Origin of the sequence: Lacisediminihabitans sp. H27-G8, assembly GCF_046156175.1 — a bacterium.
In the GTDB taxonomy this organism is placed as follows: Bacteria; Actinomycetota; Actinomycetes; order Actinomycetales; family Microbacteriaceae; genus Lacisediminihabitans.
In genome coordinates this window covers 236,199-251,764 of the sequence record NZ_JAYLVL010000004.1, presented here as the reverse complement: position 1 = coordinate 251,764, position 15,566 = coordinate 236,199, and the positions used below count along the sequence as shown (strand labels likewise).

The following is a 15,566-nucleotide window of genomic DNA, read 5'->3' as shown; positions in this document are numbered from 1 at the left end:
CTCTTCCTCGAGCCCGTGCCGTTTCCACAAAACTCTACCGGCGTGCTGGTTAGGCTTGACCGGTCGAAAGGGAATGGATGCTCAGCTCACTGCAAGCGGTCATCGCTCGAGTCATGAAGCTCAGGCCGGTGCGGGTGTTCCAGCGCTACTCCGAAAAGAACGGACCGATCCTCGCCGGCGGTCTCAGCCTCACCGCGCTCTACAGCGTGTTCGCCGGGCTGTATGTGGGATTCGCCATCCTCGGGCTGTCGATCGAGTCCAACCCCGATCTGAAAGACGCGGTTGTCAACACCCTGTCGACATCCGTTCCCGGCCTCATCGACCTGGGCAAGGGAGGCGGGGCGATCGATCTCGAGGCCCTCTTCAAGTCCCGCGTGCTCGGCTGGAGCAGCATCATCGCCGCGGCAGCCCTGCTGGTGACCGCCCTCAGTTGGTTCGCCTCCGCGCGTTCCGCGGTGCGAGCGGTGTTCGACCTGGCCCCGGACACGACCTTCTTCCTGCTCCTCAAGCTGCGGGATCTCGCCCTCGTCGTCGCCTTCGCCGCCGTCACCATCCTGTCCGCCGCGCTCTCCGTCTTCTCCACGAGTGCGCTGAACTGGCTCTTCGGCCTGCTCGGCATCGACAACCAGTCCGCCTTCGCAACGACGGTCGCCAGGATCATCGGCCTGCTCGTCGTTCTCGCGCTCGATACGCTCACCCTCGCCGTGCTCTTCCGCGTGCTGCTCGCGGTGCGGATACCGTGGCAACGGCTTCTCACCGGCGCGCTCCTCGGCGGACTCGCCCTCGGAATCCTCAAGGTGCTCGGCGCGACGATCGTGGGCGGCGCGGGCAAGAATCCGCTCCTGGCCTCCTTCGCGGTGATCCTCGGCCTGCTCGTCTGGTTCGGGCTGATCTGCCAGGTGATCCTCCTCTCGGCCACCTGGATCTCCGTCGACATGGCCGACCACGGTCAGACCGCGTCGACCACCCCGCGGCAGAAAGGCATCGTGCCACCCGGGCGCCACCCGCGCCCACGGGTGCGTCCGATCGCCCGCCTCAAGTGACGTCACCGGTCTTCGTTAGGCTCGCATCATGAGCACTCCCCTGCGTATCGCCAGCGTCAACGTCAACGGGGTGCGGGCCGCATTCCGCAAGGGCATGGGTGACTGGTTGCAGGCGAGGGATGTCGACATCCTCGCCCTGCAGGAGGTACGGGCCGCGACCTCCGACCTCGAAGAGTTGCTCGGTCCGGAGTGGAACATCCTGCACGACGCGGCGACCGCGAAAGGTCGCGCCGGCGTCGCCCTGGCCAGTCGCGGAAGCGCTGAGATCCACCGGGTCGACCTCGGTGATGAGAAGTTCGACAGTGCCGGTCGGTGGCTCGAGGCCGACTACCGTGTCGGTGATGCGATTGTCACCGTGGTGAGCACCTATGTGCATTCCGGCAACGTCGAGGATCCCCAGAAGATGATCGAGAAATACAAGTTCCTCGACGCAATGACGAAGCGACTGCCCGAGCTCTCGGCTCACACTCCGCTCGCCGTCATCGTCGGCGACCTCAACGTGGCGCACCGCGAACTCGATCTCAAGAACTGGCGCGGAAATCGCAAGAACGCCGGGTTCCTGCTGAAGGAGCGCGCCTACTTCGACAAGTTCTTCGGTCCGGCAGGCAAGAACGTCGCCTGCGTAGACGGAAAGACCCGACGCGGACTCGGTTGGGTGGATGTCGGGCGCAACTGGGCCGGCGAGGTGGACGGGCCGTACACCTGGTGGTCCCAGCGAGGGCAGGCCTTCGACACCGACACCGGCTGGCGCCTCGACTACCAGGTCGCGTCGCCCGAGCTCGCGGCATCCGTCACCGACTATGTGGTGGATCGCGCCTCCGCCTGGGACACCCGCTGGTCGGACCACTCGCCGGTTGTCGTCGACTACGCCCTCTAGCCCCACGCCCGTCTGAAAGACTGTCTCCATGAGTTCCAAACCCCGCCTGTTCTCAGGCATGCAGCCCTCGGCAGAGTCCCTCCACATCGGCAACTACATCGGAGCACTGCTGCAGTGGAAGGAGCTGCAGAACACGCACGACGCGATCTTCTGCATCGTCGACCTGCACGCGATCACGGTGGCGCAGGATCCGCTGCTCCTGCGCGAGAACACGCGGCGCACCGCCGCTCAATACATCGCCGCGGGGATAGACCCCGAAGTCTCGACCCTCTTCGTGCAGTCGCATGTGGCCGCCCATCCGCAACTGGCCTGGGTTCTCAACACCATCACCGGGTTCGGTGAGGCAAGCCGAATGACCCAGTTCAAGGACAAGGCGGCGAAGCAGGGAGCGGATGCCGCCTCGGTCGGCCTGTTCGCCTACCCCACTCTCATGGCCGCCGACATCCTGCTCTACAACGCGGTGGCGGTGCCGGTGGGTGACGACCAGAAACAGCACGTGGAGCTCACCCGCGACCTCGCGAACCGGTTCAACACGCGGTTCGGCGCGACCTTCGCCATGCCGGAGCCGATGATCCTGAAAGAAACCGCTCGCATCTACGACCTGCAGAACCCGGGCTCCAAGATGAGTAAGTCCGCGGAGAGCGCGGCGGGAGTGGTGTGGCTGCTCGATGAGCCCACCGTCACGGCGAAGAAGATCAAGTCCGCGGTGACGGATGCCGGCCGCGAGGTGCGCTACGACGTCGCGGAGAAGCCCGGCGTCTCCAACCTGCTCACCATCTTCTCGGTGCTGTCCGGCCGGTCGATCGCCTCCCTGGAGGTCGACTACGAGGGCCGGGGCTACGGTGACTTCAAGAAGGACCTCGCCGACGTCGTCGTCGAGACCTTCGCGCCGATTCGAGCGCGCACCCTCGAACTCCTCGACGATCCCGCCGAGCTGGATCGGGTGCTCGCCGGAAATGCCGATCGAGCGGCCGCCATCGCCGACGTCACGCTCGCAACGGTCTACGACCGCATCGGCCTGTTGCCGAAGAGATGACGGGGACGGCGCCGGTGCTTCGCACAGAGCGACTGTGGCTCGATTCTCCGGTGCTCTCGGACCGGTATGCCGTGGCGGAATACTGCCGCGACCCGCTGTTCGAGACCCTGATGACCCTGCCCTGGCCCTACGAGCAGCGGCATGCCGACTATTTCCTGTACCGCGTGGTTCCCGGCGGATGGCTCTCGGGTGACGAACTCACCTGGGCGGTGCGGGACTCCGAGCACGGACCGCTGCTCGGGGTGATCGGCTGGCGCCGGGAGCTGGGGGACATCGGGTTCTGGCTCGGTGCACCGCATCGCGGGCGCGGGCTGATGACCGAGGCCGTTGTCGCGGTGACCGACTGGCTCGCCGAGGAGCTCCGCCTCGCGGAGATCGCGTGGGAGTGCGTCGTCGGCAATGCGGCATCCGTCTCCGTCGCCCGCAAAGCGGGATTCGAGTACACCGGTGAGCGACCCACCCAGCTGACGTTCCGGGATGGCACGCACCCCCTCGCCTGGCATGGCCTGTTGAACACGGCCGAGCCCCGGGTGGAGCGGCCGGGGTGGCCGGCGTGATCGGGGGCGCCCGTCGGTGCGAGGTCTCGAGCCGACGATGATCATCCTCTTCGTTGCGCTCGCGCTCGCCGGTGTGCCCTGGCTCCTTGCGCTGAGCAAACGCTTCGGGCTCGTGATCGCGGTGCCCGGCACTGCCGCCGCCGCCATCCTCATGGCTCTCACCATGCTGCTGGTGAGCCATGCCACCCAGCTGGATATCGTCGCGACCCAGGTGGTGGGAGCGCTCGTCTTCGCTGCCGCCGGAGCGCTGCTGTTGCGGCGCACCCCCGGGGCGCTCCGCAGGCCGGGACGGCATGCGGTCGCCCTCTGGGTATCGCCCGTGCTCGGTGCACTGGGCTGGATCGGAACCCTGGTTGCGTCGCAGTTCGTCCCCGGTGCCGCGCGGCTCAGCTGGGCGATGAACGGTGACGGCTTCAACAACATCTTCTACGGCAATGTGATCCTGTCAGCGCGCGGTCTGGCGCTCGGCCAGTCCGAGAATCCGGTGCCGCTCCCGGCTTCCCTGCTCTCCCTCGCGATGGCACCGGGCCGATCGTCCATCGTTGATCGTGACCTTCTCGCCCACGATCTCTCCTCATTCACCGTTATCTGGACGCTGATCTTCGCGGCCACCTGCATCCTCAGCGGTGCGGCGGTCGCCTCGATCATCCCGAAGAGGTATCCCGTGGTGGTCGGCGTCGCCAGCGCACTCGGATCGCTCCTGCCGCTCACCTGGTACGTCGCTGGCCTTCCCATGCAATGGGGGTATTTCAACGCGAACGTTGTCCTTCCCCTCCTGCTCTCGACCTGGCTGGCGTTTCTGGCATCCCGCCGCTTCCCGATTGCCGCACTCGTCACCATTTCCGGCCTCACCACGCTCGTGCTCGCCACCTGGGCTCCGCTCGTGCTCGTTCCCGGCGCCCTGGCAATCGTCATCCTCGTGCGGGACTGGAAGCTCATCCGCTCGCTTCAGGGGCGCTCCGCAGTGATTCTCGTGCTCGCGGCTGTGCAGGTGATGGCCTGGGTGGGAATCGTTACGGTGCCGACATTTCTGGCCCAGGGGGATGCCCTCGAGATCGCCGGCCACGGATTCCCCTCCGCCTGGCCGATCGTGCCGGTGCTGGTGGTCGCGCTGGTCGGGCTCGCACTGCTCACGCGCCGGAAGACCTCGCTCCCCGTGCTTCCCGGCACGATTGCCGTCGTCGGTGCCAGCGCCGCAGCAACCGGAATGCTGATCTACCTCGACCACGGCCAGGGTGACCCGTGGACCGCCTACTACCCGACGAAGATCGCGTGGATACTCTCCGTCTTTCTCGTCATCATCGTGCTTTCGCTCGCCCTGGCGGCTGTCCGTGCGCTCCTGTCGGGTCGTCGATTGGTGATGGTGGGTGTCGCAGCGGTCAGCGCCGCTGTTCTCCTGGCCTGCGCAGCGCTCCCCGTGGACGGCTCGGCAGAGACGGTGGTGCGACAGCCGTTGACACGGATCCTCACCGGATCGATCTGGCACACGGGCGACCGCGCGGCAGAGAAGATACTGACCCTCTCCGACCCCGGCGCGCCCGGCATCCTCTGGAAATCGGGGAATCCCGACGAGGCGATGATCGACTTCTGGGTGCTGGTGACGAGGGGCGGGGACCTTGTCGGCGACCAGGAACTGAGAGCCATCGCCTTCGTGGCGTACCGCGAATACCGCGCGACGGGAACATTCGACGATTCCGACATCGCGCCGCTCTGCCGGGTCGTGACCCTGATGAAGCCGACGCCGACCGTGCACACCTCAAGCTCCGGACTCGAAGCCGAACTGCGCGACGCCTGCCCGGCGGTCCTGCCGCGGGTCGTCGTGGAGGCGCGGTGAGCTCGAGGGAACGGAGCCACGCGTCCGCGGCGCTCTTCGACCTCGATGACACTCTGCATCGCGAACGCCCTGTTCGCGAAGAGCAGGGGTCATGCCGCCTGAATGCTCACGGCCCCGACGCATAACTCCTGCAATCTGCGCGCCAACGTGAACCTTCGTGCAAGAACACCGTCGATGCGGAGGCAGCACAGCAGGATCGCACAAACTGCAGGAGTCATGCCGAGGTAGGCGGAAAACACACTGGAACTACTGGGTGACCACCGAAGGCTCGTCGGCGAAGACCTGACCGTGAAGCGTCGTGAGGGTCTCGCGGGTCGTGGTGACCTCCGCGGCGCGCTGCTCGCTGCTCCAGCCGAGACTCGCGCCAACGACATCCGCCAGCTCTTCGATCATCGGGCCGGTCACCGCACCGGTGAAGGCGAGATCGGTGCGACGAAGAAGAACGTCGTCGAGATGAACGACGCTCTCCGTGCGCACGAGGTGGTCGATCTCGGCAGTCGTGTAGAGCGGGGTCGTCTGAAGTGCTGCGTCCTCCGCGCCGGCGATCGCCGAGATGAACTTCGTCGCCCGCGTGCCGTAGCGCGTCAACAATTCGGCGACACGGGAACGGGTCACGCCGACGGCGTTCGCGTGGATCCAGGCGTTGCGGGTGGGTTCGGTGGTGGGGAAGCCCGCTCCTCCGCCGATGGAGAGCGTGGTGGTGGATGCCGTGCGCTCGCGCTTCAGGATGGCGAGCACCTCGTTCGTCATGTGCTCTCCCAGCGCGCGGAAGGTGGTCCACTTGCCGCCGACGAGGCTGAGCAGCGGCGAGCCGCCGAAGCTGCCCTTCTCGATGCGGTAGTCGCGGGAGACGAAGCCGGGAGCCTCGTCGTCGTGACGGGGAAGAGGGCGGATGCCCGCATAGGTGAAGACGATCTGCGAGCGATCGACGGCGACATCCGGGAACACGTGGGAGACGAGCTTGAAGAAGTACTCGGTGTCGTCATCGGTCTCGATCATCGGGTCGCGCGGGTCGGCATCCATGTCGGTGGTGCCGACGAGCACGCGTCCCTTGATCGGGTAGATCAGCACGATGCGGCCGTCGTCGTTCTCGAAGAAGAGCTCGCGACCCTTGGTGGCCGCGAACAGCTCGGGGTTGTCGAGCACGATGTGCGAGCCCTTGGTGCCCCCCATGAACGTGGTCGGCGCACCGAGGGCGTCGTTGGTGAGGTCGGTCCAGGGACCGGAGGTGTTGACGATGACGTCTGCAGTGAGAACGAACTCGTCACCGGTGACTCGATCACGCACGAGAACTCCGCCATCGACAGAGCCGACGGCCTCTACATAGTTCGCGCTGCGCCCGCCCGCTGCGACACCGTCGAGCAGCACATCGAGGCCGAGACGCTCGGGATTGACCATGGCAGCGTCGTAGTAGGTCGCGGTGTACTTGAGGTCGGGGTTGAGGGCCGGCTGGTCGGCGAGCGACTTGCGGCGCCCGTGGAACTGGTGGCGCGGAACGCTGCCACCGTCGCGCGAGAAGGAGTCGTAGAGAATGAGTCCCACCTTGATGAGCAGGGCGCCCCGCTCGGTGGTGCTGCTCTGCTTGTGGGTGAGGAAGCGCAGCGGAGCGGCTGCGACCCCGGAGAAGGTCGAGAAGATCGGAATGGTCGTCTGCAGGGGCTTCACGTAGTGCGGGGCGGTCTTGAGCAGCCGGTTGCGCTCCTGCACGGCCTCGCGCACGAGTCGGAACTCACCGTTCTCGAGATAGCGGATGCCTCCGTGGATCATGTGCGAGGAGGCGGCGGAGGCTCCGGAGATGTAGTCGGAGCGCTCGATGAGCGTCACGTCGACGCCCTGGAGAGCGAGTTCACGGAAGGTGGCGGCACCGTTGATGCCACCCCCGATCACGAGCACCTGGGAGTGCGGGTGCTCGGTGAGGGAAACGACATCGGTTCGAGGAGTTGAAGTGGTCATACACTCATAGTGCGCCGCATAGAGAGACTTTTCATGGCCCGTGAACGGATGTGCAGATGAACTTCACCGACCGCGATGGCGACAGCCGCACCGCCGATGCGCTGCGTGCGGCCCATCTCTACTACATCCAGAACCTCACGATGGATGCCATCGCCTCCGAGTTGGAGATCTCCCGGTCATCCGTGAGCCGTCTCATCGCTTTCGCCCGGGATTCCGGGCTTGTGGAGATCCGCCTGCACTCGCCGATCGACCAACTCACCCAGTTGCAACAACAGCTGCACGAGCGCTACGGCCTCGCCGCTCACATCGTGCCGGCAGGGGATGCCGCCACAGAGGTGGACCGCCTCGACCGTGTCGCCCTCTCCGCTGCACGGATTCTCACCGATTTCGTCGATTCGAACATGATCCTCGGCGTCGCCTGGGGGTCGACCATCGCGTCGGTGAGCCGGCATCTCGTGCGCAAACCGGTGCGCAACACCCAGGTCGTGCAGCTCAACGGCGCCGGAAATGCGCACACCACCGGACTGGTCTACGCGAGCGAGATCATCGGCAGGTTCGGCTCCGCCTTCGGGGCGACGGTCCAGCAGTTCCCGGTGCCCGCCTTCTTCGACGACCCCGCCACCAAAGACGCCCTGTGGCGGGAGCGGAGCACCGCACGGGTGCTCGCCGTGCAGCGACGGATGGATGTCGCGGTCTTCGGCATCGGATCACCCAATGCCGACGTGCCGAGCCATGTCTACGCGGGCGGCTATCTCGACCGGGCCGACTATGACGAGCTCTCCCGCTCGCAGGTTGTCGGCGACATCGCCACGATGTTCTTCCGCGCCGACGGCACGCACGACGACATCCCCCTCAACGACCGCTCGAGCGGCCCCTCTTTCGAAGTGCTGATGAGGGCGCCCCGCCGAATCGCGGTGGTCTCCGGCCAGGCGAAGCTCCCCGCCCTCCGCGGCGCGGTCGCGACCGGAGTGATCACCGACCTCGTGGTCGACGAGGTCACGGCGGCCCAGCTCGCCGCGATGGACTGAATACCGGGAATATCCCCGCGTCCTTCGCGTTGGGTAGAGTGAACCAAAGAAGTACGTGCTCCGGGGTCGGTGAAATTCCGAACCGGCGGTGACAGTCCGCGACCCGCATCTCCAGAACATCGGAGGGGCGGTTGACTCGGTGGAATTCCGAGACCGACGGTAATGAGGCTCGCAAGAACCTCTCAGTCCGGATGAGAGGAAGCACGCGTGTTCGCCTTTGGGTGCGCACGAACGATGTCGGCGACCGTCGACACCGTACCCGGAGTCCGTCTTCGATACGAAGATTCGAGATTCCGGATGACCGCCCCAACGGCAGGCAGCGCGCACGAGACGCTGATGCGTCGCGCGCTCTCTCTCGCTGCGAACGGGCCGTCCTTCGGGGTGAATCCGCAGGTCGGCTGCGTGCTGGTGGATGCCGCTGGCGCCATCGTCGCCGAGGGCTGGCACCGCGGAGCCGGCACACCCCACGCCGAGGTTGACGCGCTCTCCCAGGTGACGAGCGCCGAGGGTCTCACCGCCATCGTCACGCTCGAGCCCTGCAACCACCTGGGGCTCACGGGTCCGTGCTCGGAAGCACTGATCGCCGCGGGGGTCGAGCGTGTCGTCTACGCCGTGTCCGACCCGGGAGAGCATTCCGGCGGAGGAGCCGAGCGACTGCGCGAGGCCGGGGTGCTCGTCGAGGGCGGTGTTCTCGTCGAGGAGGCATCGGAAGCCCTGCGCGGATGGCTCACTGCCGAGCGCCTGCATCGTCCGTTCGTCACCGTGAAGTGGGCATCGAGCCTCGATGGTCGCGCAGCCGCGGCGGATGGCTCCAGCCAATGGGTCACCGGCACCGCCGCACGCCAGAGAGTGCATGAGCAGCGGGAGCAGTCCGACGCGATCCTGGTCGGCACCGGCACGGTGCTGGCCGACGATCCGAGCCTGACCGCCCGGGGAGACGGCGGTGAGCTCATGCCGCACCAGCCCATCCCGGTGGTGATCGGAGAGCGTGCGATCCCCGCAGGCTCTCGGGTGCTGGCGCACCCTCGCACCCCGATCGTCACGGGCAGCCGGGATCTTCCGGCGATTCTCGACAAGCTGTTCGCCCGGGGTATCCGTCATGCCTTCGTCGAGGGCGGCCCGACGCTGGCGAGCGCCTTCGTCGCTGCGGGGCTCGTCGACGAATACCTCGTCTATCTCGCTCCGGTGCTGCTCGGCGGCGAGCGCCTCGCCCTCACCGACATCGGAGTCGGCACGATCGGCGACGCTCGACGTCTCTCGATCGACCGGGTCGAATCACTGGGCGACGACCTGCTCATCGTCGCGCGGCCCGCCAGCGTTCTCACCAAGAAAGGCAACTGATGTTCACCGGAATAATCGAAGAACTCGGCGAGGTCGTCGACTGGCAGCCGACTCCGGATGCCGCGCGCCTCACGATCCGCGGCCCACTCGCGGTCTCGGATGCGGGCCACGGCGATTCGATCTCGGTGAGCGGGGTATGCCTCACCGTCGTGGACAGGGGCGAGGACTGGTTCACCGCCGACGTCATGGCCGAGACCATCGCGATGTCGACCCTCTCCGGAATCACGGCCGGATCCCGTGTCAACCTCGAGCGCGCCGCCCAGGTGGGCGACCGGCTCGGCGGCCACATCGTGCAGGGCCACATCGACGGCACCAGCACCCTGCTCAGCATCACCGAGGGAAGCGCCTGGCGCGTACTGCGGTTCTCCCTCGCGCCGGATCTCGCTCCCCTCGTCGCCCGCAAGGGCTCGATCGCGGTCGACGGCGTCTCCCTCACCGTGAGCGCCGTCGGGGCGGACTGGTTCGAGGTCTCCCTCATCCCGGAAACCCTCGCAGTGACGACCCTCGGCCTCAAGAGCGTCGGCGACACGGTCAACATCGAGACCGACATCCTGGCTCGGCACGTGGCACGGCTCGCCGAGACATCAGCCACAACCGGAAGGAGCGAGTCATGAGTCTCGCTGACATCCCCACCGCCCTCGAAGAACTTCGGGCGGGCAAACCGATCATCGTCGTGGACGACGAAGGCCGGGAGAACGAAGGTGACGTCGTGCTCGCCGCAGAGTTCGCCAGCCAGGAATGGCTCGCGTGGCTGGTGCGCAACAGCTCGGGGTTCATCTGCGCCCCGATGACGAATGAGATCGCCGACCGCCTCGAGCTGCCGATGATGGTCGTGAACAACGAGGACCCGCGCGGCACCAACTACACGGTGTCGGTGGATGCCGCGGATCGCATCAGCACCGGAATCAGCGCCGCAGACCGCGCCCACACCCTTCGGGTGCTCGCGAACCTCGACTCGACGCCGTCGAGCGTGCACCGCCCGGGTCACATCATGCCGCTCCGGGCCAGGGACGGCGGAGTGCGGGAACGCGACGGCCACACCGAGGCGACCGTCGATCTGCTCAAGCTGGCCGGGCTGACTCCGGTCGGAGCCATCTCGGAGATCGTCGCAGAAGACGGCGAGATGATGCGCCTTCCCGAGCTCATCCAACTCGGGCTTCGCGAGGGAATCGCGGTCATCACGATCGAATCGCTCATCGAATTCCTCCAGGCAAAGCACTGCGACACCGCGGTGCCGCTGGCGGTGCCGATTCCCGAGACCTCGAGGGTGACCTTCGAAGTCGAGACCAGCATCCCCACCCGACACGGGTCCTTCCGCTTCCGCGCCTATCGGGACCGGATGACCGGGGCCGACCACCTGGCCATCATCAGCGGAACCCCGCAGAACGGCGCACTGATCCGCGTGCACTCCGAGTGCCTCACCGGTGAGGTCTTCGGATCGCTGAAATGCGAGTGCGGACCGCAGCTGGATGCCGCGCTCGACCAGATCCAGGCCGAAGGCGGAGTCGTCATCTACATGCGCGGCCACGAGGGTCGCGGCATCGGGCTCATCAACAAGCTGAAGGCCTACCGCCTGCAGGAAGATGGGCTCGACACCCTCGACGCGAACATCGCACTCGGCTTCCCCGCCGACGGTCGCGACTACAGCGCGGCCGTGGCGATCCTCGAGGACCTGGGCCTCAGTGAGGTGCGGGCGATCACCAACAACCCGGAGAAACTGCGCCAGCTGCGCGACCGGGGAATCACCGTCACCGAGCAGGTTCCTCTCGTGGTCGGCGTCGGTGACTTCAACGAGCAGTACCTCGAGGCGAAGCGCGACCGCATGGGGCACATCCTTCCCAGCACCACCGAACTGCGTGGTGACACCGAACTCGAACGGTCTGCGCGGGCACACCAGCGCATCCTCGAAACCCCGAAAGGACACCTCGCATGAGCGGCGACGGAGCACCAGAGATCATCACCGACGGCACCGGCCTCAAAGTCACCATCGTGGCCGGGCGCTGGCACGAAGCAATCACCGACGGACTCCTGGCCGGCGCGCGGCGGGTGCTCGCGGCATCCGGGGCCGAGGTGACCGAGGTGCGCGTCCCCGGCAGCTTCGAGCTGCCCGTGGTCAGCAAAGCGGCGCTGGACGCGGGAGCGGATGCGGTGGTCGCCCTCGGTGTGATCATCCGGGGCGGCACGCCGCACTTCGAGTTCGTGTCGGATGCCGCGACGAGCGGCCTCACCCAGGTCGCGATCCTCACCGGCAAGCCCGTCGGTTTCGGCGTGCTCACCCTGGAGGACGAGCAACAGGGACTCGACCGCGCCGGACTGGCCGGGTCGAAAGAGGACAAGGGCGCGGAGGCTGCCGAGGCCGCCCTCGCCACAGCCGTCATCATCCGTGGCCTGTCCCGCTGATTTCGTCGGACTCGCTGAAAGGTAGGCTGGCTGCGTGAGCAACCCCTTCAAGATCCTGATCGTCCTCGCCATCGTGATCGCGGTGGTGCTCTCAGCCGGGTTCACCTACATCGTGTTCCTGAAGGACCCCGGCAAGGTCTCACGCAGCATCAGCAGCCATTCCGTCATCGAACCGGCCTGACATGCAGCCGCAATCGCGGCTTCAGCTACGACTCATCGCGGTCGTCGCCGCGGTGGTGACCGTGGCACTGGTCGTGCTCATCGTGACCCTCAATTCGGGATCCCGGCCGGAGCTGACGCCGATCACCAGCATCCAGTACAGCCAGTCCAAGGCGGTCGAGGGATTCTCGGCCTCCTCACACGAGACGACGGATGCCGCGCGCATCGCCACCTTCTCCGCCATCGTCACGAAGTATTCGATCGATGTCACGAACTTCGACCAGACCCTCAATGACGTGTGCACCGGAGGACTCGCTACCGTCATCACGCTGCGCTTCGCCGACTCGAAGTCGGCGAAGCTGCGCGTCTACGACTGCGGGCGCACGGTGCCGCGCGGCACCTTCGTGAGTGACGCCTCCGCGTTGTTCACCCGGTGGCGCGCAGAGGACGACGGCTAGCTCCCGAACTGGGGGCATCCGCGGGCCAGTGCACTGCCGGACGGGCGACTATTCTGGCGACGGAGGAGCCTGACGTATGACTGCACCCACACTGCCCGCCGCGTTCACTCCCTTCGCCGAGCCGCGACGGAAGGTGTCGGCGCGCTGGATCACCCTCTTCGCCACGGCCTGGCTCGGCATCTGGATGGCACAGCTCACGCCCATCCAGCTCCTGCTGCCTAAACAGATCGGCGGGCTTTTCACCACCACCGATTGGGTGTCGACAGTTGTCGCCTTCGGAATCATCTCCGGCATCGCGGGAGCCTGCGCGTTGATCGTCTACCCGGTCACCGGCGCGCTCTCCGACCGCACCACGTCGCGCTTCGGTCGGCGACGGCCGTGGATCTTGATCGGCACTCTCGTCTTCGCCATCTCCCTGTTCCTCCTCGGCATCCAGACCACGATCACGGGAGTCGGGGTCTTCTGGTCACTGGCCCTCAGCGGATTCTGCATCGTGTCCGCCGCCATCACGGCCACGATCTCCGACCAGGTGCCGGTCAACCAACGCGGGTTCGTCTCCGGGTGGGTGTCGGCGCCCCAGGCTGTCGGCACGGTCCTCGGTATCGTGCTCGTGCTCACTCTCGTGCTCAGCACCTTCGTCGGTTACGCCCTCATGTCGCTGCTGCTCGTAATCCTGGTGATGCCATTTCTGCTGCTCATCCCGGATGAGGTGCTGCCCCGAGTACTTCGCGCGCCCTTCACCTTCGGCAGCCTGGTTCGCGGGTTCTGGATCAACCCGATCCGCTTCCCCGACTTCGGCTGGACCCTGCTGGGCCGCATCCTCGTGAATCTGGGGAACGCCCTCGGCACCACTCTGCTGCTCTACTTCCTCATGTACGGCCTGGGGAGGGGCAAGTCGGCAGAAGACGACCTGCTCCTGCTCACGATGATCTACCTCGTCTTCTTCATCGCCGCGGCCCTCGGCTTCGGCAAGCTCAGCGACCGCATCGGCCAGCGCAAGGTGTTCGTCTACGCCGCCGCCTACCTGCAGGCTCTCGCCGCCCTGCTTCTCGCCTTCGTGCCCGCACTTCCCGTCGCGATGGCGGCTGCGGGCCTCCTCGGACTCGGTTACGGATGCTTCATGGCCGTCGACCAGGCCCTCGCGACCCAGGTGCTGCCCGACTCGCACAGTCGAGGCAAGGACCTGGGCATCATGAACATCGCCACGGCGGTGCCCCAGGCCTTCGCCCCACTCCTCGGAGCCTTCGTCGTGGCCGCCCTCGGCGGATTCACCGCTCTCTTCATCTGCTCGGCGATCGCGGCAGCGCTCGGCGGTCTCGCGATCCTGCCGATCAAGGGCGTGCGGTAGCGCCTCCCCGCCCTCCGCGAAGCCCGCTTCCCCGTCGATACGCTCCGACCGCGGGAGAGTAGACGTTACGGCCTACCCCCGAACGCGGGGTATGGTCGGAGATGGTCCGCCACGTCACTAGGGAGCAGTCGCTCATGTCATCATCCGCCGCTACTGTCGCCGCCCCCGCGAATCCACGCTCTCGAGTGATTCTCGCGAGCCTCATCGGAACCTCGATCGAGTTCTACGACTTCTACGTCTATGCCACGGCGGCAGTGCTCGTGTTCCCGGCCCTGTTCTTCCCCACGCAATCGCCCGCGACCGCCCTGCTCAGCTCCTTCGCCGTTTTCGGGGCGGCGTTCGTGGGTCGTCCGCTCGGTTCCATCCTGTTCGGTCATTTCGGCGACCGCATCGGACGCAAGGGCACGCTCATCGCCTCCCTTCTGACCATGGGCATCGCGACCTTCCTCATCGGCTGCCTGCCTTCGGCCTCCACCCCCGGCTGGACCGTGCTCGCCCCGCTGCTGCTCGTGATCTTCCGCTTCGCCCAGGGCATCGGCCTCGGTGGGGAGTGGAGCGGTGCGGCCCTGCTCGCCACCGAGAACGCCCCGGCCGGAAAGCGCGCGATCTACGGAACCTTCCCGCAGCTCGGGGCGCCGATCGGCTTCATCGTGGCCAACGCGCTCTTCCTCGTGCTCAATCTCACGATGAGCCCGGCATCCTTCGCCGCCTGGGGCTGGCGAATCCCCTTCCTCGCCAGCGCGCTGCTCGTGATCGTCGGCCTCTACGTGCGGTTCCGCCTGGTCGAGGCTCCCGCCTTCACCCGGGTGATCCAGAAGGGCGCTGTCGCACGAGTGCCGCTCGCGCTGGTCTTCCGCAGCAGCTGGCGCCAGCTGATCCTCGGCACCTTCATCATGCTCGCCACGTACGTGCTGTTCTACCTGATGACGACCTTCACTCTGGCCTTCGGTACGTCCGCGAAGACCGTGGATGTCGCCGCGGCCGCCGCGAAGGCCGCCGGCAAACCGTTCGATCCCTCTGCCTTCGTGCCGGGACTCGGCTACACCCGCAACGAGTTCCTCATCATGCTGATCATCGGGGTCGTGTTCTTCGGGATCTTCACCCTGGTCTCCGGGCCGCTTGCCGAGCGCTTCGGTCGTCGACGGATGCTCAGCGTCGTCACCATCGGCATCATCGTCTTCGGGCTGCTGTTCGTGCCGCTCTCGGGCGGCGGCATCGTGGGGGTCATGGCGTGGCTCATTCTCGGCTTCTCCCTCATGGGACTCACCTTCGGGCCGATGGGTGCGCAGCTGCCGGAGCTCTTCGCCACCAACGTGCGCTATACCGGCTCGGGAATGAGCTACAACCTGTCCAGCATCATCGGTGCCGCCGTAGCGCCCTACATCGCCTTGGCGCTGTGGGCGCTGGCGGGCGGCAGCACGATCCTCGTCGGCCTCTATCTCTCGCTGGCAGCCGTGATCACCCTCGTCGCTCTCCGGTTGACCCGGGAGACCCGCGACAGCGACTTCACGACGATCGTGGAATAGTCCTCT

At 66.5% G+C, this 15,566-nt stretch carries 15 protein-coding genes and 1 riboswitch; of the genes, 14 read left to right on the top strand and 1 reads right to left on the bottom strand.

The window, feature by feature from the left end; translation table 11 throughout:
* Positions 1–113 precede the first annotated feature (113 nt).
* From VLI63_RS14170 to VLI63_RS14150, 5 genes are read left to right on the top strand one after another with little or no spacing between them, the layout of a single operon-like run.
* On the top strand, positions 114–1,043 hold the full coding sequence (locus tag VLI63_RS14170; protein ID WP_409157508.1) for a YihY/virulence factor BrkB family protein: 930 nt from the start codon (positions 114–116) through the stop codon (positions 1,041–1,043).
* A 28-nt stretch (positions 1,044–1,071) separates the two neighbouring features.
* Positions 1,072–1,920 carry an exodeoxyribonuclease III gene (locus tag VLI63_RS14165; RefSeq protein ID WP_409157507.1) on the top strand — a complete coding sequence of 283 codons (849 nt, stop codon included), beginning with the start codon at positions 1,072–1,074 and terminating at the stop codon, positions 1,918–1,920.
* Between the two features lie 28 nt (positions 1,921–1,948).
* Positions 1,949–2,956 (top strand): tryptophan--tRNA ligase, encoded by a 1,008-nt coding sequence (gene trpS, locus VLI63_RS14160; protein WP_409157506.1) that lies wholly within the window; start codon positions 1,949–1,951, stop codon positions 2,954–2,956.
* A 14-nt stretch (positions 2,957–2,970) separates the two neighbouring features.
* A complete protein-coding gene (locus tag VLI63_RS14155) occupies positions 2,971–3,513 on the top strand; it encodes a GNAT family N-acetyltransferase (protein WP_409157505.1) in 543 nt (180 codons plus the stop codon).
* A gap of 16 nt (positions 3,514–3,529) precedes the next feature.
* Positions 3,530–5,347 carry a hypothetical protein gene (locus VLI63_RS14150; RefSeq protein ID WP_409157504.1) on the top strand — a complete coding sequence of 606 codons (1,818 nt, stop codon included), beginning with the start codon at positions 3,530–3,532 and terminating at the stop codon, positions 5,345–5,347.
* Between the two features lie 246 nt (positions 5,348–5,593).
* Here the strand turns inward: VLI63_RS14150 and VLI63_RS14145 are convergent, their stop codons facing one another.
* Complete coding sequence (locus VLI63_RS14145; protein WP_409157503.1) at positions 5,594–7,300, bottom strand: FAD-dependent oxidoreductase; 1,707 nt, start codon at positions 7,298–7,300, stop codon at positions 5,594–5,596.
* Positions 7,301–7,356: 56 nt separating this feature from the next.
* On the opposite strand from VLI63_RS14145, the gene VLI63_RS14140 reads away from it, so the two are divergent.
* The 9 genes from VLI63_RS14140 (at position 7,357) to VLI63_RS14100 (ending at position 15,560) form a co-directional block, all read left to right on the top strand.
* Positions 7,357–8,328 carry a sugar-binding transcriptional regulator gene (locus VLI63_RS14140; protein ID WP_409157502.1) on the top strand — a complete coding sequence of 324 codons (972 nt, stop codon included), beginning with the start codon at positions 7,357–7,359 and terminating at the stop codon, positions 8,326–8,328.
* Positions 8,329–8,380: 52 nt separating this feature from the next.
* A riboswitch (FMN riboswitch) is annotated at positions 8,381–8,536 on the top strand.
* Positions 8,537–8,625: 89 nt separating this feature from the next.
* Positions 8,626–9,669, top strand: a complete 1,044-nt coding sequence (gene ribD / locus VLI63_RS14135) for a bifunctional diaminohydroxyphosphoribosylaminopyrimidine deaminase/5-amino-6-(5-phosphoribosylamino)uracil reductase RibD (protein ID WP_409157501.1) — start codon at positions 8,626–8,628, stop codon at positions 9,667–9,669.
* The gene (locus VLI63_RS14130; RefSeq protein WP_409157500.1) at positions 9,669–10,283 is read left to right on the top strand and encodes a riboflavin synthase; all 615 of its coding nucleotides are present in this window, start codon (positions 9,669–9,671) and stop codon (positions 10,281–10,283) included. The genes ribD and VLI63_RS14130 overlap by 1 nt, the downstream gene beginning before the upstream one ends.
* Positions 10,280–11,602, top strand: coding sequence for a 3,4-dihydroxy-2-butanone-4-phosphate synthase (gene ribB / locus VLI63_RS14125; protein ID WP_409157499.1), 1,323 nt, complete (start codon positions 10,280–10,282; stop codon positions 11,600–11,602). The genes VLI63_RS14130 and ribB overlap by 4 nt, the downstream gene beginning before the upstream one ends.
* The gene (gene ribH, locus VLI63_RS14120; protein WP_409157498.1) at positions 11,599–12,069 is read left to right on the top strand and encodes a 6,7-dimethyl-8-ribityllumazine synthase; all 471 of its coding nucleotides are present in this window, start codon (positions 11,599–11,601) and stop codon (positions 12,067–12,069) included. The genes ribB and ribH overlap by 4 nt, the downstream gene beginning before the upstream one ends.
* A gap of 34 nt (positions 12,070–12,103) precedes the next feature.
* Positions 12,104–12,250: a hypothetical protein gene (locus VLI63_RS14115; RefSeq protein ID WP_409157497.1), complete on the top strand. Its 147-nt coding sequence runs from the start codon at positions 12,104–12,106 to the stop codon at positions 12,248–12,250.
* Between the two features lies 1 nt (position 12,251).
* The gene (locus VLI63_RS14110) at positions 12,252–12,686 is read left to right on the top strand and encodes a hypothetical protein (RefSeq protein ID WP_409157496.1); all 435 of its coding nucleotides are present in this window, start codon (positions 12,252–12,254) and stop codon (positions 12,684–12,686) included.
* Positions 12,687–12,762: 76 nt separating this feature from the next.
* Positions 12,763–14,034: an MFS transporter gene (locus VLI63_RS14105; protein ID WP_409157495.1), complete on the top strand. Its 1,272-nt coding sequence runs from the start codon at positions 12,763–12,765 to the stop codon at positions 14,032–14,034.
* Between the two features lie 134 nt (positions 14,035–14,168).
* On the top strand, positions 14,169–15,560 hold the full coding sequence (locus VLI63_RS14100; RefSeq protein ID WP_409157494.1) for an MFS transporter: 1,392 nt from the start codon (positions 14,169–14,171) through the stop codon (positions 15,558–15,560).
* Positions 15,561–15,566 lie beyond the last annotated feature (6 nt).